At 42.6% G+C, this 16678-nt stretch carries 19 protein-coding genes; 8 read left to right on the top strand and 11 right to left on the bottom strand.

Annotated features, from left to right (window positions below; genetic code table 11):
* The first annotated feature begins 5 nt into the window (after positions 1–5).
* From pheT to ACTD55_RS08065, 3 genes are all read left to right on the top strand, one after another.
* A complete protein-coding gene (pheT, locus tag ACTD55_RS08075; RefSeq protein ID WP_438863815.1) occupies positions 6–2405 on the top strand; it encodes a phenylalanine--tRNA ligase subunit beta in 2400 nt (799 codons plus the stop codon).
* 4 nt (positions 2406–2409) lie between these two features.
* Complete coding sequence (ihfA, locus tag ACTD55_RS08070) at positions 2410–2700, top strand: integration host factor subunit alpha (protein ID WP_438863814.1); 291 nt, start codon at positions 2410–2412, stop codon at positions 2698–2700.
* Between the two features lie 191 nt (positions 2701–2891).
* Positions 2892–3134: a hypothetical protein gene (locus ACTD55_RS08065; RefSeq protein WP_438863813.1), complete on the top strand. Its 243-nt coding sequence runs from the start codon at positions 2892–2894 to the stop codon at positions 3132–3134.
* A gap of 67 nt (positions 3135–3201) precedes the next feature.
* Here the strand turns inward: ACTD55_RS08065 and ACTD55_RS08060 are convergent, their stop codons facing one another.
* Entirely contained in the window at positions 3202–3600 is a 399-nt protein-coding gene (locus ACTD55_RS08060) for a hypothetical protein (protein WP_438863812.1), read from the bottom strand.
* 97 nt (positions 3601–3697) lie between these two features.
* On the opposite strand from ACTD55_RS08060, the gene ACTD55_RS08055 reads away from it, so the two are divergent.
* Together ACTD55_RS08055 and ACTD55_RS08050 are read left to right on the top strand one after the other, a co-directional pair.
* Positions 3698–4459, top strand: coding sequence for a Nif3-like dinuclear metal center hexameric protein (locus ACTD55_RS08055; RefSeq protein WP_438863811.1), 762 nt, complete (start codon positions 3698–3700; stop codon positions 4457–4459).
* 66 nt (positions 4460–4525) lie between these two features.
* Complete coding sequence (locus ACTD55_RS08050) at positions 4526–5614, top strand: SGNH/GDSL hydrolase family protein (RefSeq protein ID WP_438863810.1); 1089 nt, start codon at positions 4526–4528, stop codon at positions 5612–5614.
* A 9-nt stretch (positions 5615–5623) separates the two neighbouring features.
* Here ACTD55_RS08050 and ACTD55_RS08045 read toward each other — a convergent pair whose 3' ends face one another.
* Positions 5624–6382, bottom strand: coding sequence for an ElyC/SanA/YdcF family protein (locus ACTD55_RS08045; RefSeq protein ID WP_438863809.1), 759 nt, complete (start codon positions 6380–6382; stop codon positions 5624–5626).
* A 19-nt stretch (positions 6383–6401) separates the two neighbouring features.
* On the opposite strand from ACTD55_RS08045, the gene ACTD55_RS08040 reads away from it, so the two are divergent.
* Positions 6402–7163 carry a methyltransferase gene (locus tag ACTD55_RS08040; RefSeq protein WP_438863808.1) on the top strand — a complete coding sequence of 254 codons (762 nt, stop codon included), beginning with the start codon at positions 6402–6404 and terminating at the stop codon, positions 7161–7163.
* Here ACTD55_RS08040 and ACTD55_RS08035 read toward each other — a convergent pair.
* Positions 7160–8158: a 2-hydroxyacid dehydrogenase gene (locus ACTD55_RS08035; RefSeq protein WP_438863807.1), complete on the bottom strand. Its 999-nt coding sequence runs from the start codon at positions 8156–8158 to the stop codon at positions 7160–7162. The genes ACTD55_RS08040 and ACTD55_RS08035 overlap by 4 nt on opposite strands.
* A 6-nt stretch (positions 8159–8164) precedes the next feature.
* Positions 8165–8650 (bottom strand): glutathione peroxidase, encoded by a 486-nt coding sequence (locus ACTD55_RS08030; protein WP_438863806.1) that lies wholly within the window; start codon positions 8648–8650, stop codon positions 8165–8167.
* Positions 8651–8729: 79 nt separating this feature from the next.
* Here ACTD55_RS08030 and ACTD55_RS08025 point away from each other — a divergent pair, with 79 nt between their 5' ends.
* Positions 8730–9596 carry an NAD(P)-dependent oxidoreductase gene (locus ACTD55_RS08025; protein WP_438863805.1) on the top strand — a complete coding sequence of 289 codons (867 nt, stop codon included), beginning with the start codon at positions 8730–8732 and terminating at the stop codon, positions 9594–9596.
* 42 nt (positions 9597–9638) lie between these two features.
* Here the strand turns inward: ACTD55_RS08025 and ACTD55_RS08020 are convergent, their stop codons facing one another.
* Both ACTD55_RS08020 and sbcB read right to left on the bottom strand, forming a co-directional pair.
* A complete protein-coding gene (locus ACTD55_RS08020; protein WP_438863804.1) occupies positions 9639–11294 on the bottom strand; it encodes a DUF342 domain-containing protein in 1656 nt (551 codons plus the stop codon).
* Positions 11295–11353: 59 nt separating this feature from the next.
* Positions 11354–12784, bottom strand: a complete 1431-nt coding sequence (sbcB, locus tag ACTD55_RS08015; RefSeq protein ID WP_438863803.1) for an exodeoxyribonuclease I — start codon at positions 12782–12784, stop codon at positions 11354–11356.
* 171 nt (positions 12785–12955) lie between these two features.
* Between sbcB and ACTD55_RS08010 the strand changes: the two genes are divergently transcribed.
* The gene (locus ACTD55_RS08010; protein WP_438863802.1) at positions 12956–14149 is read left to right on the top strand and encodes a tyrosine-type recombinase/integrase; all 1194 of its coding nucleotides are present in this window, start codon (positions 12956–12958) and stop codon (positions 14147–14149) included.
* Positions 14150–14449: 300 nt separating this feature from the next.
* Here the strand turns inward: ACTD55_RS08010 and ACTD55_RS08005 are convergent, their stop codons facing one another.
* From ACTD55_RS08005 to ACTD55_RS07985, 5 genes are read right to left on the bottom strand one after another with little or no spacing between them, the layout of a single operon-like run.
* Positions 14450–15301 carry a hypothetical protein gene (locus ACTD55_RS08005; protein WP_438863801.1) on the bottom strand — a complete coding sequence of 284 codons (852 nt, stop codon included), beginning with the start codon at positions 15299–15301 and terminating at the stop codon, positions 14450–14452.
* Entirely contained in the window at positions 15301–15549 is a 249-nt protein-coding gene (locus ACTD55_RS08000) for a hypothetical protein (RefSeq protein WP_438863800.1), read from the bottom strand. The genes ACTD55_RS08005 and ACTD55_RS08000 overlap by 1 nt, the downstream gene beginning before the upstream one ends.
* A 2-nt stretch (positions 15550–15551) precedes the next feature.
* Entirely contained in the window at positions 15552–15785 is a 234-nt protein-coding gene (locus tag ACTD55_RS07995; RefSeq protein ID WP_438863799.1) for a hypothetical protein, read from the bottom strand.
* Positions 15782–16411, bottom strand: coding sequence for a hypothetical protein (locus ACTD55_RS07990; protein ID WP_438863798.1), 630 nt, complete (start codon positions 16409–16411; stop codon positions 15782–15784). The genes ACTD55_RS07995 and ACTD55_RS07990 overlap by 4 nt, the downstream gene beginning before the upstream one ends.
* 2 nt (positions 16412–16413) lie before the next feature.
* Positions 16414–16677 carry a hypothetical protein gene (locus tag ACTD55_RS07985; protein WP_438863797.1) on the bottom strand — a complete coding sequence of 88 codons (264 nt, stop codon included), beginning with the start codon at positions 16675–16677 and terminating at the stop codon, positions 16414–16416.
* Position 16678 lies beyond the last annotated feature (1 nt).

Raw genomic sequence — 16678 nt, 5'->3', positions numbered from 1 at the left:
TAACAATGAAATTCAGTGAAAAGTGGTTAAGAGAGTGGGTGAACCCCGCAGTATCTACTGAACAACTTGCCCATCAAATTACTATGGCCGGGTTGGAAGTTGACGGTGTTGAGCCTGTCGCAGGTCAGTTTAGTGGTGTGATTATCGGTGAAGTAGTGGAATGTGGCCCACACCCGGATGCCGATAAATTGCAGGTGACAAAAATTAATGTTGGCCAAGATGAGCTTATCGATATTGTTTGTGGTGCGCCTAATTGCCGTCAAGGCTTAAAAGTCGCGGTAGCGATGGTGGGGGCCGTATTGCCCGGTGATTTTAAGATTAAAAAAGCTAAATTACGCGGTCAGCCTTCTTTTGGCATGTTGTGTTCTAACTCGGAATTACAGTTGTCTGATGATCACGATGGTATTATTGAATTGCCACTCGATGCGCCTATTGGTGTTGATATTCGGGATTATTTACAATTGGATGACTCGACTATTGAAGTGGATTTGACGCCTAATCGCGCCGATTGTTTAGGTATTCGTGGTTTAGCCCGTGAAGTGGGGGTGTTAAATCAGGCGGCTGTTACCGCTCCACAAGTAGAACCGGTTGCTGCCAGTATTGATGATAAACGCGGTATTAAACTGTCTGCACCTCAGGCGTGCCCCCGTTATCTTGGCAGGGTTATCAAAGGGATTAACCTGAACACGGCAACTCCGTTATGGTTAAAGGAAAAATTACGCCGCTGTGGAGTGCGTAGTATCGATCCAGTGGTGGACGTAACCAATTTCGTATTATTGGAAATGGGACATCCCATGCATGCCTTTGATTTGTCAAAAATTGAGGGTGAAATTGATGTGCGTTTGGCCAACGATAAAGAGAAATTGGTATTATTGGATGGTAATGAAGTCGAACTCAAGTCTGATACTTTAGTGATTGCCGATGATAACAAAGCATTAGCAATGGCAGGCATATTTGGTGGTTTAGATTCCGGAGTGACGGCAAACAGTTCAGACATTTTTCTGGAAAGTGCTTTTTTCGCTCCACTCGCCATTACAGGCCGCGCCCGTCAATATGGTTTACATACTGATGCATCCCATCGTTATGAACGAGGTGTGGATCCGCAATTACAACGTACAGCGATGGAACGGGCGACCGCATTACTGTTAAGTATCGTCGGTGGACAGGCTGGGCCAATTGTTGAAGCAGTTGATGAACAATTTATTCCACAGGCCGCTCAGGTGGTGTTACGTCAGGCACGGCTATTCCGTTTATTGGGAGTTGAAATTGCGCCTGAACAAGTACAGGAAATCCTACAACGCTTAGGTTTTGATGTGCAGTCTAATCAAACTGATAGTGGCTTGGAATGGCATGTGACAGTGCCTACCTATCGTTTTGATATTAGTATTGAAGAAGACTTAATTGAAGAAGTTGCCAGAGTATATGGGTATAACAATATTACCGATCAGGCGCCGTTGGCACATTTACAACTTTCAACCCGTCGTGAAGCTGAACTGCCATTAAATATGTTAAAGCAAACCATGATTAATCGTGGTTATCAGGAAGCGATTACCTATTCATTTGTTGATCCTGCGGTTCAATCAGCATTATTTCCCAATTTGCCTGGCTTAGTGTTACCTCATCCGATTTCATCAGATATGTCGGTTATGCGAGTAAGCTTATGGACTGGATTGTTACAAGCTGTGTCATACAACCAGAAACGGCAGCAGGGGCGTATCCGTTTATTTGAAACAGGCTTACGTTTTATTCCTGATCAAAATGCTGAAAATGGTGTGCGTCAGGAGGCAATGATCGCAGGGGGTATCTCTGGTAGCCGTCATGGTGAACATTGGGATCTTGGTGCTGAATCGGTTGATTTTTACGATATAAAAGCCGACGTTGAAATGCTGTTAGCCAACACGGCTAACTCAGGCCAATTCAGTTTTAAAGCGGCTCAACATAGCGCCTTACACCCAGGCCAAACCGCCGAAATTTATTGTGCTGATGAATTAGTGGGGTATGTTGGTGCAGTGCATCCACAGTTCGATAAAAAACTGGGTTTAAATGCTAAAGTACTCGCATTTGAACTTTATCTGGATAAGGTCTCTCAAAGACAATTGCCGTCAGCGAAAGAAATATCCAAATACCCAGCTAATAAGCGCGATATTGCGATTGTTGTTGATGAACAAATTGCAATTGGCGAAATACTGTCTACTATTGAAAAATGTAGCGTAAATCAATTAGTTGGCCTAAACTTGTTCGATGTCTACAAAGGCAAGGGGGTTGCTGATGGTAAGAAAAGTTTGGCAATCTCTTTAACTTTACAAGACTCGACAAAAACACTTGAAGAGCAAGAAATTCAGGCAATGGTTAACGACATCGTATCGGTATTGTCCGAGAAATTTGATGCATCCTTGAGGGAATGAATATATGGCACTCACCAAAGCAGAAATGGCGGATCATTTATTTGAGAAGTTGGGGATCAACAAGCGTGATGCAAAGGAATTGGTCGAAACATTTTTTGAGGAAGTAAGAGAAGCGCTTGAAGCCGGAGAGCAGGTCAAACTGTCAGGTTTTGGTAATTTTGACTTACGCCAGAAAAATGAACGTCCAGGGAGAAATCCAAAAACGGGCGAAGATATTCCGATTAGAGCCAGAAGGGTTGTTACCTTTAGGCCCGGGCAAAAGCTTAAGAGTCGCGTAGAAAACGCTAAGTTGTAAATTAATAAAGCATCTGAAAGGATGCTTTTTTTATGTCTCCACCCAAAGGATGAATAGGTCGGCAACATGACACACATCGCGACAATGGGTTGGGTATAAAACGTTTGGAATGGGTATTTTTGTTGATACTTACTTGAATGAATAAAACAAGCTAAATTAGCGGCAACTAAATTCAGTCTTTTAAGCGGACAATGCAAACGGACAATCTATTAAATCAGTATGGTTTAGTACCTTCGACTTTAGTCGGAAAAAAAGTGTTTATTAAAAGAGGAAGCTTTCAGGCTCGTATTGCCACCGTAGTGAAACAGTTAACTAATAATAACTTTGAGCTGAGCGTCATGACCGAGCAACAAACTATTATTTGTGCACGTAGTGATTTCATCCCGGTAAAGCGACATAAACCGGGTTATACAACTAAGTTAAAGGTTGGGTAAGTTATACAACATAAAAAACCTGTCATCTGACAGGTTTTTTATTCAAATTATTGCAACGAAGAGTCGATTAACGAGGCGAGTCGCAATCGTGATCTTTCGATTTTAGCAAATTATTCCAAAACTCTTTTACCGAGAAGCCTGAAGATTTTTTCGTTTTTGTTTTAGCTGCTGGCTTGCTGGCCGGTTTTTTAGCAGGTGCTGCTTTTTTCGCTTTAGGAGCGGCTTCTGCTTTTTTCGCCGGTTTTTTTGCCTCGGCTTTTTTCGCTGGCGCAGATTTAGCAGCAGGAGCTGCTTTACCAGCACCTAATTCGTCAGCTAATTCTTCTAGTTGTGCCAGACGTACATTTTTACCACCGTCAACACTGTACCAACCACCTTTGGCTTCGATAACCGGAGCTTTGCCATTAGCAGCCTGATAGGCTTGGGTAAATTTTTCGATAACTTGATCTTTATCCAGTTTACTCATTGCGGGATAGTTCCGTTTTTCTCTATGATTAAAAAGTGAGGGCATTTTATACCTCTTTTTAAATTGGATGTCTAATTATGGCGACAGGATAAGCAATATGAGTATAAATAATAAGCAGCTTTTAATAGAGTTGGATAATCTGTTAGCGCCTCAAACGGTTAAGGATTATTGCCCTAACGGAATGCAAGTGGAGGGTAAATCAACAATATCCCGATTAGTATCTGGAGTGACCGCGACGCAAGCGCTTATTGAAAAAGCGATTGAAAATCATGCAGATGCAATTTTTGTTCATCATGGTTACTTTTGGACAGGTGAGGATGAACGTATCGTTGGCATGAAGCAACGGCGATTAAAAAGGCTACTTGAGCATGATATTAATCTGTATGCCTATCATCTTCCTTTAGATATTCACCCTGAATTGGGTAATAACGCCCAATTGGCCAAATTATTGGGGATTAATGTCACGGGAGGATTAGAAATAAATAATCCACAAAGTATCGCCATGCAAGGCGAATTGGAAAATCCTGTTGACGTGAGGGAATTTGAACAACGTATAGCGCACAGATTAAATCGACAGCCATTAGTTGAAATTGGGGGATCACATGCGATTAAAACTGTGGCATGGTGCACTGGTGGTGGTCAGGGGTATATTGATTTGGCCGCTAGTCAGGGGATTGATGCCTTTATTAGTGGAGAAGTTTCAGAACAGACGATTCATACCGCACGAGAAATGGGTATTCACTTTTTTGCTGCGGGGCATCATGCGACAGAACGTTATGGGGCTAAAGCGGTTGGGGAATATATTGCCTCAGCTTTTGGATTAGAAGTTAAATTTATCGATATTGACAACCCGGTTTGACCTTAAGGGATTTATTCTCTTGGAAGGTTAGAAAATTTTTGGGTGATTTAATTAACAGAGAAAATTATGTATATAAATAAATTGAAATGGATTTGCTTGGTGTGGTTGGTTTGTGTTTTTGCGGTACAGGCAGAACAACGTGTCATTAGCCCGGATAATAAAGGGTTTAGGTATGTTGGCCGGATTGATTTTACCGATCCTAAAACGCCTCAATTGTCTTGGCCGGGTAGCAGCATCAAAGCCAATTTTAGTGGTACCTCGTTGTCGATAATATTGGACGACGAGTTAGGTAAAAACTATTTCAACGTCATCGTAGATGGAGATGATCGTTATCCTTATGTGCTTCAAACTGAAAAAGGTCTTAAAACCTATTGGATCTCGAATACGTTGGGCACTGGCCAGCATCAACTGGAAATTTATAAGCGAACAGAAGGTGAAGAAGGAAGTACGCTCTTTAAGGGGCTGTTATTAGACGATGGACAACAGTTATCTGCCGCTCCGCCAGCGTTGGCACATAAAATAGAAATATATGGTGATTCGATTACCAGCGGTGCTGGCAATGAAGGAGCATATAACGGTAAAGATGATTTGCTGTCGGAAAAAAACAATTATCTGGCGTACGGCTCTATTGCAGCCCGTCAGCTTAACGCGGAGCTACACACTATTTCGCAAAGTGGTATCGGAATCATGGTTAGCTGGTTTCCGTTTATTATGCCGCAATTTTACGACCAGTTGAGTGCGGTAGGGGATAACGATTCAAAGTGGGATTTCAATCAATGGACGCCGGAAGTGGTGGTGATTAATCTTTTGCAGAATGACAGCTGGTTGGTTGAGCGGGAAGGCCGCATGAAAGTGGTCCCTAATGATCAGCAACGAATCGATGCCTACATCGCCTTTGTTCGATCCATACGGGCAAAATACCCACAAGCAGAAATAATTTGTGCGCTGGGTAGTATGGACGCAACTAAACAAGGTTCTATTTGGCCGGATTATATTCGCCAAGCCGTCAAAACCATGGAAGATAAGTTCGATGATCAGAAATTATCTACCTTATTTTTTGACTTCAACGGGTACGGGCAACATCCTCGGGTTGCCCAACATCAGGTTAATGCAGATAAATTAACCCAGTTTATTAAACAAAAAATGCACTGGTAGTTAGCTATCTTATTTGCCGCGTAAAAATAACCAGAGTTGCCCCATGGCTTCATACCAATATCGTTCAAATTTATAGATATTGGTTGAATGGGGTAACTCACTCCACCAACTGGGTTCAACTGCATCACTATATTTAACCAAATGTTCGGTTGGCGCAGCGATTGGATGCAAGCCTTGTTGTTGAAATAAGTGCATGGCCCGTTGCATATGACTAGCCGACGAAACCATTGCAAAAGGCTGTTGACCGAGCATCGGTTTTAATTTCAGCACCTCTTCTTCGGTGTCGCGGGAATTATTTTGTAATTGAATTCGACTAGGATCGGCTCCCAGACTAACAGCGAGTTTTTTCATCATTTCAGCGTTGCTAAAAGGCTCTTCTGAATAACCGGAGGTGATTAAGATACTGCCCGGATTAGCCTGTTGTATGCGCATGCCTTCAATCAGCCTGTATAGCGAGCAGGGTTTTACTTGTGAGGTAATAGGCAAGCGACCATCATTGGTGTGTCCACACCCCATCACCACAATTTTATCGACAGGTGTAGCAAGGTCAAACTGATGATATTGCTGTTCCAGATTGCCCAGCAGATAATTGGGTAACCAAGATGTTGAAGTGGTTAATAATGTGATGACAGCGAACGCCTGTAATGCATATGCCAATTTATGTCGATGCCAATAAATACATATCCAGCTAATCAGTAAAAGTGTCACAATAAGAGGTAGTGGCATCAGTAACATTGACGCGATTTTTTTGAGTGTAAAAATTTCCATAACAGGCAACTTGTAGCAAATGAAACCCCATCATAAACCAGATCAAAGCTTTGATTCGATAGCGAATAAATTTCAGCGCAATATTTATGGCACGACCAAAGGACAATTGCGCCATGAATTATTGATTCATTATCTCGACCAGCACTTACCAACTGAGCCTTGCCGAATTCTGGAAGCCGGTGGAGGGAGTGGCGAGATGGCGGTTGAATTATTAAAACGGGGCCATCAGCTGCATATTAATGATATTTCAGCGGATATGCTGGCTTTGGCTCGGCAACAATGTGCGGAATATAGTGGTGTAAGTTTTCAGCACGGCGAAATCCAGCAACTTGATGAGCAACCACAATACGATGTGGTGATTTGTCACGCGGTATTGGAATGGTTACAGGATCCCATTGCTGTTATCGCTAAACTAAAGTCGTTATTAAAGCCGGCTGGATTGCTATCGTTAAGTTTCTTCAATCGGGATGCGCATTTATTCGGAAACGTGTTGTATGGTAATTTTGACTATATCGACAAGGATTTTGCGGTGGGTAATCGAGTCAGACTCAATCCTAATAATGCGGTGATGCCTAAACAGGTTATGGCTGAATTAGAACAGTTATCAATGACCATTGTTCATCAGGCCGGTATCCGCTGTTTTCACGATTATGTCAGGGACAAAACGATTCAACAAAGTCACTACCAACAACTGAAAAACATGGAATTGCAATATGGTGCCAAGGAACCCTATATGTGGTTAGGTAAATATTTTCATATTATCTCCCGTAGGGAAGCTTAAACGCATAAGAAGGTGTTTGGTTCAGCCTCTCCGGCAGCAAAAAGCTGTAAATTATGTAACGTGGTTTGGGCGATTTGCTGCATGGCCTCATGGGTAAAAAAGCCTTGATGGCCGGTAATTAAAACATTTGGAAACGTTAATAAACGTTCAAAGGAGTCGTCCTGAATGACCGTTTCAGATAAGTCTTCGAAGAATAATTCTGATTCCATTTCGTAGACATCCAGCCCTAAATAACCAATCTGCCTGCTTTTAAGCCCTTGAATGACCGCTTGTGTATCAATAAGACCACCCCGTGAGGTGTTAATCAGCATAACACCCGGTTTCATGCGGTTTATCGTGTCGGTATTAATCATATGTTGCGTGCTCTTTAGCAACGGGCAATGCAGGCTGATGATATCTGATTGCTTGCATAGCTGGTCTAAGTCGACATACTCGACACCTTTTTCCAGTAACGTCACACTAGGTTGAGGATCATGACAGAGAATTTTGCACCCCATACCAAGTAAAATATTGGCTGTTGCAATACCAATATTACCCGTGCCAATAATGCCTGCGGTTTTATTAAACATATTAAAACCCATTAATCCATTTAATGAAAAATTGCTTTCTCTGACCCGGTTAAAAGCTTTATGGGTTTTGCGATTTAGGGTAAGCATCAGGCTAATGGCGTGTTCAGCAACCGATTCAGGCGAATAATGGGGAACACGTGAAACCGATATTTTGTGGTGTTTTGCACTGTCTAAATCGAGGTTATTAAACCCGGCGCAGCGCAATGCAATATGCTGAACATGATGCATCGCCAGAAACCTTATTATCTCGCTATCCAGTCGATCATTAACAAATGTGCAGATTGCATCATAACCAACCGCCAACTGGCAGGTATCTAAGTCAAGTTTGGTATCGGTAAAGACCAGTTCGATATTGTTTGCGCCATTATATTCAGACAAATAGTGTCGATCATAGTCTTTACAGCTAAATACCAATACCTTAATCATTTTTAGTTATCCCAGTTGCTGTTTTATATCCGCGACAATGCTCTCTGGTTTAGCCGTTGGTGCATAACGTTTAATGACTTCGCCTCGACGGTTAACTAAAAACTTGGTGAAATTCCATTTAATTCCCTGACTGCCTAATACGCCTTTAGCATGGCTTTTTAAATACTGATACAGCGGATGAGTATTTTCTCCATTGACATCAATTTTTTTAAATAACGGAAATTGAGTATTGAAATTCAGGCTACAGAATTGAGCGATGTCTTCATCAGTTCCAGGCTCTTGATGACCAAATTGATCACAGGGAAAAGCCAATACTTCAAATCCGTGCTGTTTATACTGCTCATAGATCTTTTGCAGCCCTTCATATTGTGGAGTAAAACCGCATTTACTGGCGGTATTAACGATCAAACACACTTTATTCTCGTATTCTTTTAAAGACTGTTCACTGCCATCGTTTTTTGTCGCTGAGAATTGATAAATATTGTCGCTCATGAATGCTCCTTGAAATGGTATGTGTTTTTTTATTAGTGTACTCTTTAATGCTTTAAATTGGACAATCAAAGAGTTGAATATGACACAAAAAGTCGCTTTTATTGGATTAGGGGTAATGGGGTATCCCATGGCCGGACATTTACATCAACAGGGATATGATGTTTGTGTATTTAATCGTACTACCAGCAAAGCACAGCAATGGTGTGAACAATATGCAGGTCGAATGGCTGTCACACCGGCTGAAGCGGCTCTAAACGCTGATATAGTGTTTGTTTGTGTGGGTAATGACGACGACGTGCGGGATGTTGTGTTAGGCGAGCAGGGCGCATTACAGGCCATGTCAGCGGAAAGTATATTGGTTGATCATAGTACCGTTTCAGCTGATGTCGCGCGAGAACTGTATGCCATTTGCAAAAAACAGCAAATTGGTTTTCTTGATGCACCGGTTTCTGGAGGGCAGGCGGGGGCAGAAAATGGCCAGCTAACGGTTATGGTCGGTGGTGATTCTGCTGATTTTGTGCGAGCGGAGCCCGTGATCAACAGTTTTGCCCGTTGTTGTAAATTACTGGGGGGATCCGGTAGCGGCCAATTGGCTAAAATGATGAATCAAATTTGTATTGCTGGTGTGGTGCAAGGATTAGCCGAAGCATTGCATTTTGGCCAATCTGCCGGAATGGATTGCGCCGCAGTGATTGAGGTTATTAGTCAAGGTGCTGCGCAGTCGTGGCAAATGCAAAACCGTTATCAAACCATGCTTAATGGTGAATATGAACATGGCTTTGCGGTTGACTGGATGCGTAAAGATCTTAATATTGCCTTGCAGGAAGCGCGCAATAATGGCTCAAGTTTACCTTTAACCGCATTGGTTGATCAGTTTTATGCCGAGGTGCAAAAGCTGGGCGGAAATCGTTGGGATACGTCCAGTTTGTTGACTCGGTTCAAGTAAAAATAACGGATTGATTAATGCCCCAATCAAGGGGCATTATTTTTATAACGTATCAAATTGCCATTGGTGTTCAAAATAATGGATCTTGGCCGATGAATACTCACGATCCGCTTTCCAAGTCCGGTTATTTAATTTTACTACCACGCCCGGATACAACTTTTTACTGGCATTGAGCTGAATCTGATTAACATAGCGCTCTTTGGCCACTTTCAAATTCGCTGCTTTGCTGATTAATTGTTGTAGCATGGTGCGCTCGTCACGATACTTACCTAACAGTCGACTTAACTTATCACGTAATTCTGCCGGAATTTTGCGGGACTTAATCGAACTCATTTCAGCCTGATGACGATGAACATGACCTTTTAATTCGGTTAAAAGCTCTTCTACCGTATCTATTCTGGCCACCAGCAAATTAAATCCGTCACTAAAATCAATAAATAAATTACTTCCCGATATAGCACCTAACGTACCGGATTTAACGACATCTTCACACTGCACTTCACACGCAAATAAATTGCCATTAGGGTTATCGATTGGCCCAATGGTGATGCTACCTCGGCATTTAATTCGGCTGTAAGCCAGTTGTTTACCTACGGTCACATTACCGTTGCAGATAATATCCAAGCCTTGTCCATGCTCGATGTGGATCCCTCCGTCGGCAATCAGCTTGCCGCTGTATTCCTGCTCTTCCTCTTCATCATATTTTCCCATCGCACCTTGGGTGATAATAATGTCGCCTCCGGATTGAATATGCGCTGATTCCACAAATCCATTAATGGTGACATCACCAGTAGCGATGATTTTCATTTTTTCTGTGACATCACCGTTAACAATCACCGCGCCATCGTAATTGACATTACCGGTACCAATGTTAACGCCTTTACAAATGAAGGTTTCATCTACCCACATTTTGCCGTCTTTGAATTTGGGCATGCCGGCTATTTCGGCTTTTAAAATATTGGGATTTTCATCACTGATATAAGTACCGTCACCTGCGGTTAGCTTAAGCCATTCGCCTTCAACCGAATCAATGGTTCCACCACGGACGGTATAACCATTACGGCCTTTGGTGGGGGCCCGACGTTCAAGAATTTCTACCCCAGGTTTAACACAAATAATTTCACCTAGATCGCGCATATCGACGCGGCTGGTACTGACCGATTGTGGTTGTAATATACGTTCTAAGGCATTGGGAACCAGTGGAACTAACTTGGAGTCTTTACCTTTGCGTGGCGGTAGTCCTTTCGCAACCAATTCCTGAAGTACAGCCCCTGGTTTACCAACTCGGGCTCGGGTAGCCAAATCAATAATTCGTTTAGAACTTAATCCCCTTTCAATACCTGCATGTTTGGCTTTGGATATTAAATAGGTTGGGGTGACATGTTTACCACCATAAGCGCAGACTATTTGCAGTTCTGCGCTCATATCATCCGAAGCAATAATAAATTTTATTTCGGCATCACGTACTTCAGCGATTCGTTCTTTGATGGGATCGGTGTTGTTATTTCGATGTGCAGTGGTATAAGTTTTAAACGCAATACGCACAGTATCTTCAAACAGATAGAAATCCGCATACTTTTCTTTTATGTATGCAAATAGACTTTTTTCATTCAGACTATCAGCCTCGACTTCATCTGGATGGATGATCAAATCCAGATAACGTTCATCATCTAAATTACTTAAATATATTCCTCGCATATCACCTGCCTGTTTACATCAATCCAATAGGTTATCGGCCGTAGGATTTTAAAGCTTACTTACAAAACTTCACCATATTGATATAGGGCTTTAATGATTGCTAGTTTTTTCGTGTCTTGAGCATATTGTTCGGCCAAAATTGTTAGTTCAGCGTAATATGAAGGCAGGGTTAGCGGTCCGTCATCCATTAATTTTTGTTGGCGGTGTTGTTGCCACTTTTCCATTTCACCGGCGGTTAATGTTGCAGGATAATTACGGGCACGGTAGCGAAACAACATCAGCGACAGCCTTGGATCATCAAATTGCCAGGATTGACCTGCCAGTTGCATTGGCTCCATTGTCCGGATCTGCTCCATTTTATGTCTATCGGCATCACTGAAAAAACCACCGCTATATAATGCATAGTCAACATCAAGATCTGCTTTAGGCTCGGATAACTGATATATATTCGCCAGTTTTTCTGCCAGACCAGAGTGTTGTTTGATCTTATTAAGATTATCCAGACATTGCTGACGATCTATGCCTAATCGAAGTGCATTGCTTTCATCCAGCGTTTTGGCAGGGGCAATCACCGGACATTTATTTAAATGAATTAATTTAATCGGCAAGCGTTGTTCGCCATCAGCCAATTCATCACTTTTTTGATAAAGTTTATGTTTTAACTGTTCAGCGCTTAAATCAAATAACGGCTGAGGATCTAGTGCCAAATTCAACACGATGACGGCATTTTTATTGGTGGGATGAAAAGCAATAGGCACCACCCAGGTGCAGCATCCGTTTACCGCCGGTAGTTTTGACGATATATGGACTAAAGGTGTGTAACTGCCAATATGGATCTGTGCAGCAACATTCTTTTTTAGACGTAAATTAAATAGATAGTCATAGAGTTTTGGTTGTTTATCTTTAATCAGTTTAGCCATGGCAATCGTGGCCCACACATCAGATAAGGCATCATGGGCATCTTGGTGGCTTATGCCGTTGGCTGCGGTAAGATGTTCCAACTTAAAACTGGGACTGCCATCTTCTCTTAATGGCCACTCTATACCGTCCGGCCTTAGTGCATAGCATGCACGTAACATATCGATAATATCCCAACGACTGTTGCCGTTTTGCCATTCTCGGGCATAGGGATCGAAAAAGTTACGGTATAGACCATACCGGGTAACCTCATCGTCGAAGCGAATACTGTTATAACCGGCTACGCAAGTTTGTGGCTGGCTCATTAAATCGTGCACTTTTTGCATAAACTGGGCTTCACAATGCCCATGTTGCATAGCTTGTTGTGGAGTAATCCCCGTAATCAGGCAAGCTTGTGGCTGTGGCAACGCATCACTCGGTGGTTGACAGAAAAACATGCTGGGCTTACCAATGGGATTGAGATCAAGATCAGTTCTAATCGCAGCAAACTGGGCAGGATGATCTTGTTGAGGACTTGCCCCCCAGGTTTCATAATCGTGCCAGAGGATTGATGGTTGTTTTTGTTGTGTCATTAATTGTTTTTTCCGGTCTTTAAATTACTAATTATTATAGATTTTTTGGGTTTTTAAATTTATTTGTAGTTATTTGCTGTTATTTTTGATATTTATCTAACTTGTATTTTTGTGGCGTTATTGTGTCGTTTTTTCGCCTTTTGTGTGTCGTTGGATGAATATGGATTTTTTATGGCGTTGACTGATACTAAACTACGTTCTTTGCTGGGTAAACAGCGGGCGGCTGTTATTGAGTTGCCAGATCGTGATGGTTTGGTGGTGTCGTGCGGTAAGTCTGGCAAGTTAAGCTGGGTTTTTCGGTACCGGTATGGGGGCGGTTCTCGGCGCATTGTGTTGGGGAGCTACCCGGCATTTAGCTTGATTGATGCGCGGGAGAAGGCGGTAAATTGCCGTAAATTGTTGGAAACTGGGGTTGATCCTAAATTGCCGGCTGAGTCTGACCCGACTGAGATTTTGTCATTAAATCTGTGTGCTAGGGCTTGGCTTGATAATTATGTTGTTAATTTGCGGGCAGTGACGAACACTAAAAATACGGCGGTGGCGATTAAATATTTTACGGATGCTCGCTTTAAGTATGATGTGCGCACAGCTCGTTTTGAGGAGTGGATTGCGTATTTTGATGCTATCGCTGCTGATTCGTCGCGGGTGAATGCGGGTAATGTGTTAAAAAACACTAAGTCTATGTTGCGCTGGTGTAAGCAGCGGGGGATGTTAAACCATTCGCGGGTGTTTGATATTGATCTTAGGGCGGTGGGGGATCTACCTGCAGTGGGTCAACGGACGTTAGATTTATATGAGGTAGCTGGTGTATGGCGTGAGACTGAGCGATCGAAGGCAACTCCGGCGATTAAGGCGTGTGTTAAGTTGCTGATTTTAACTGGGGCGCGGAATTCGGAAATTAGGCTGGCGACGTTTAGTGAGTTTGATTTGGTGCGCAAGATTTGGACGTTACCGGCCAGTCGCAGCAAGACGGGTAAGATCATCAGGCGGGCGATTAGTGATGATGTGGTGAGTATTATTAACAGTCTGGCGTTAATTTATGGTGGTGATGGGTTTTTAATACCTGGCGCCCACCGTGGTACGGCTATGACTATCCATAGTGTTAACCGTTTTGTGCAGCGGGTATGGGGTAAGTTGCACTCGGCTAATAATATGGTGAGATTTACTCCGCACGATTTCAGGCGCACGTTGTCGACTCGTTTGTCGGAAAAGGGGGTGTTGCCCCATGTCACGGAAAAAATGCTGGGGCATGAGCTGCAGGGCGTGATGAAAATTTATAATAAACACGACTGGATTGATGAGCAGCGAAAAGCGTATGAATTGTGGTGTGATTTGATCGAGCAATCGATTGTTAATGTAAATTAATCTAATTTACGCTGTTGCCAAGATTCAACCGGCGCGCTCGCGGCGCAGTTGTTGCAGATTACATGATCCTCGGCAATATCATCTCCCCACGCTGATTGTAATGGTTCTACGTTTAATTCAGTTTTACCGCAAAACGGGCAGGGTAGATAATTTCCCTCATGGTTCCGTGTAACGGTCAATTTGCAATTGTATTTAGCTTCAAATGCTTCTTTTGATAACGATTCGCCTGGCATTATTTTTTCCCCGGAGGACTGAATTTTTTAACACCATTTTCCTAACGCCAGGAAAATGGTTTTCATACTAAACGAAACACATACCAGTATCACAAAACTGATCAAAAATATCAGTTTGTGGGGTGCTGCGGCTGGCTTTCTTGAAGTCAATTTGACTTAAAGGTTTACCGTACCGGTGGAGGTACAAATAATCGTAATGTTGTCTGAGCTCAACATCAAAAGTGCACGCCTTTTCAAAGTCGCTAGGTATGTTTTCTTTCATCCACTGCCATTCGTCATCGTGCCGATTGGGACACATCCAACAAGCTGATCTGGGTGGTTCTGGCAAGCCAAAATCTTGCACAATTTGGATGGCCTGTTTTCTAACAATCAAACTTTCGAATAATGGATAACGCTTTTGCCATTTACCAGATGGATATTTTATGCGGCGTTTTTCTTCTAAAGACATACCAACCCAAAAATCAACGCCACGCCTTGTTAGTTCTAATGTTCCATATTTGTTATTTAAAAATTGCTTAATAACCTTTGTTTTCCATATTGAACTGCAATAACCAGGTTGCTTTTGGCATTCGTTATTTTTATCTCTGCCATTAATTTCAGTATAAAATGGCGGTAATGTGCTGACATCTCCGTCCTCATTGGTGTATTCGATATCAGCATCAGTCCAGTCGCTCTTTTTAACAAAAGCATATTCAATTCCCATAGATTCAAGTAATGGCACAATATATTTTCTCTGGTATTCAAATACGCCTGCAGCTTCCCTCTCTGTATCGGCCATCACTACAATGTCAGGTTTTGGCAAGCACCCCATAGCAATCAATACAACAATACAGCACGATTGAGTTCCGCCTCCGTTTGAAAGAACTTGCAGTCTATTGGTTCTATCTTCTTTTATTACAAAAGGGCGTCTTAGTTTCATTACTTATTCCCCTGATGACTGAATTTTGCAACGATAGCTTTGAATTTTTCGACTTCCGCTACTGGGTCTAGGCCCATTTCTATCATTTCTTCATCCAGTTGTTGTTTGGTTAGGGTGTTGATACGGGCAATTTCCGCATCGTCTATTTGTTCAAGCGCTTGCCATAAATACGCTGATCCGCCATGGTGGGCGATATGAGCCATTATTAAGCTGTTTATCCTTTCCAGTTGGTGTTTAACTTCAATCATATTCACCCCGCTTTTTGCTGGTTGGTGTTGTCGTCGTTGGCGCTGTTGGAGTGGCGCATAATAAATTGCTCGACTTCGACGCTGTTAAAGCGCAGTTTTTTACCAGTGAACAGGTTTACCGGTTTGGGAAAGTCGGGGATATAGTCGGGGCTGTCTGGCTTGGTGACGGAGTAATAAACGGTGCTGGATATGCCCAGTTGATCCATAAGTTGTTTTTTGCTGATAAGTTTGATCATAATCCACCCACCTTAACTTGGTTGCGGAGTTGAGATAACGCAAAATGGTTAATGCGTTTCCATATTGATTTTTGAATATCCCATGGCACAGAAACATCTAAGTCAGATCTTCCCGTTTCTCCCGATTGTCCGCTGCATAACTCACAATCGTCAGATGGTTTATGCCAGCACAGTGGGCAGCAATTAGCACCTTCAATTGTGAACTTAAATTCCCCGATACAACCCGCTTTTGCCTTTAATGGAATTTTTGAATCTGAAAGAAATTCTTCAACCCCGCGCGCCATTATTTCTTTGTCACGCATGGCCAATAATTCCCTACATCTATGCATGGTCAGGCTATCCACACCACCAGAGAATAAAACCGCCGCACCCATTGCGTAGATAGATTCGTTTTCATTTTTCAACCGCTCAATTTCTTCCATTAGCTCGATACGGGCTTTGGTGTCTGATAGTGAGCGAAAATCTTCATGTACCTTTGACTTCCGCCATTCCCCATCTTTTTCCCACGCTAAAAAGCTTTTCCTGACAAGATTTACCTTTAAGTACTCTTTGTATGCCTCACTCCAGTGAGTAGCCCCATCAGGCGCACCATCACGGATTGCTTTTAGTTGGTCTTGTTCAGTCATAATTAGTCCAACCCTGTTTCAGAAGGCGCATTTCTGACCATTGCCGCCATGCGCTCGAAGGTTTGCGCCAATTCCTCTCGGCGATGATTTGACTTAGGTAACCAAAATGTTACTGCGCTTCTATCGTCATCCTCTGGTGGGTGATGCAACCTTTCTGATGAATGCAAAATTATTTGCACGGCGCTATACACCAACCCCGTGTTTGATTTTTTCATCACAGGAACCAGTTCGTTAGTGAGTTCTTGGCTATATACGTTAATTCTCATA

The organism is Neptunicella sp. (assembly GCF_048268085.1).
In the GTDB taxonomy this organism is placed as follows: Bacteria; Pseudomonadota; Gammaproteobacteria; order Enterobacterales; family Alteromonadaceae; genus Neptunicella.
Note: the sequence above shows the minus strand (reverse complement) of the source record. Positions and strands in the feature narration are given on the sequence as shown.

Excerpts from the sequence above, each read along its gene's own strand:
- ACTD55_RS08050 (WP_438863810.1), top strand. The coding sequence starts at position 4,526 with ATGTATATAAATAAATTGAAATGGATTTGCTTGGTGTGGTTGGTTTGT.
- ACTD55_RS08055 (WP_438863811.1), top strand. The coding sequence starts at position 3,698 with ATGAGTATAAATAATAAGCAGCTTTTAATAGAGTTGGATAATCTGTTA.
- ACTD55_RS08020 (WP_438863804.1), bottom strand. The coding sequence starts at position 11,294 with ATGCGAGGAATATATTTAAGTAATTTAGATGATGAACGTTATCTGGAT.
- ACTD55_RS08065 (WP_438863813.1), top strand. The coding sequence starts at position 2,892 with ATGCAAACGGACAATCTATTAAATCAGTATGGTTTAGTACCTTCGACT.
- ACTD55_RS08045 (WP_438863809.1), bottom strand. The coding sequence starts at position 6,382 with ATGGAAATTTTTACACTCAAAAAAATCGCGTCAATGTTACTGATGCCA.
- ACTD55_RS07995 (WP_438863799.1), bottom strand. The coding sequence starts at position 15,785 with ATGATCAAACTTATCAGCAAAAAACAACTTATGGATCAACTGGGCATA.
- ACTD55_RS08010 (WP_438863802.1), top strand. The coding sequence starts at position 12,956 with ATGGCGTTGACTGATACTAAACTACGTTCTTTGCTGGGTAAACAGCGG.
- ACTD55_RS08040 (WP_438863808.1), top strand. The coding sequence starts at position 6,402 with ATGAAACCCCATCATAAACCAGATCAAAGCTTTGATTCGATAGCGAAT.
- pheT (WP_438863815.1), top strand. The coding sequence starts at position 6 with ATGAAATTCAGTGAAAAGTGGTTAAGAGAGTGGGTGAACCCCGCAGTA.
- ACTD55_RS08035 (WP_438863807.1), bottom strand. The coding sequence starts at position 8,158 with ATGATTAAGGTATTGGTATTTAGCTGTAAAGACTATGATCGACACTAT.
- ACTD55_RS08030 (WP_438863806.1), bottom strand. The coding sequence starts at position 8,650 with ATGAGCGACAATATTTATCAATTCTCAGCGACAAAAAACGATGGCAGT.
- sbcB (WP_438863803.1), bottom strand. The coding sequence starts at position 12,784 with ATGACACAACAAAAACAACCATCAATCCTCTGGCACGATTATGAAACC.
- ACTD55_RS08060 (WP_438863812.1), bottom strand. The coding sequence starts at position 3,600 with ATGAGTAAACTGGATAAAGATCAAGTTATCGAAAAATTTACCCAAGCC.
- ACTD55_RS08005 (WP_438863801.1), bottom strand. The coding sequence starts at position 15,301 with ATGAAACTAAGACGCCCTTTTGTAATAAAAGAAGATAGAACCAATAGA.
- ihfA (WP_438863814.1), top strand. The coding sequence starts at position 2,410 with ATGGCACTCACCAAAGCAGAAATGGCGGATCATTTATTTGAGAAGTTG.
- ACTD55_RS07985 (WP_438863797.1), bottom strand. The coding sequence starts at position 16,677 with ATGAGAATTAACGTATATAGCCAAGAACTCACTAACGAACTGGTTCCT.
- ACTD55_RS07990 (WP_438863798.1), bottom strand. The coding sequence starts at position 16,411 with ATGACTGAACAAGACCAACTAAAAGCAATCCGTGATGGTGCGCCTGAT.
- ACTD55_RS08000 (WP_438863800.1), bottom strand. The coding sequence starts at position 15,549 with ATGATTGAAGTTAAACACCAACTGGAAAGGATAAACAGCTTAATAATG.
- ACTD55_RS08025 (WP_438863805.1), top strand. The coding sequence starts at position 8,730 with ATGACACAAAAAGTCGCTTTTATTGGATTAGGGGTAATGGGGTATCCC.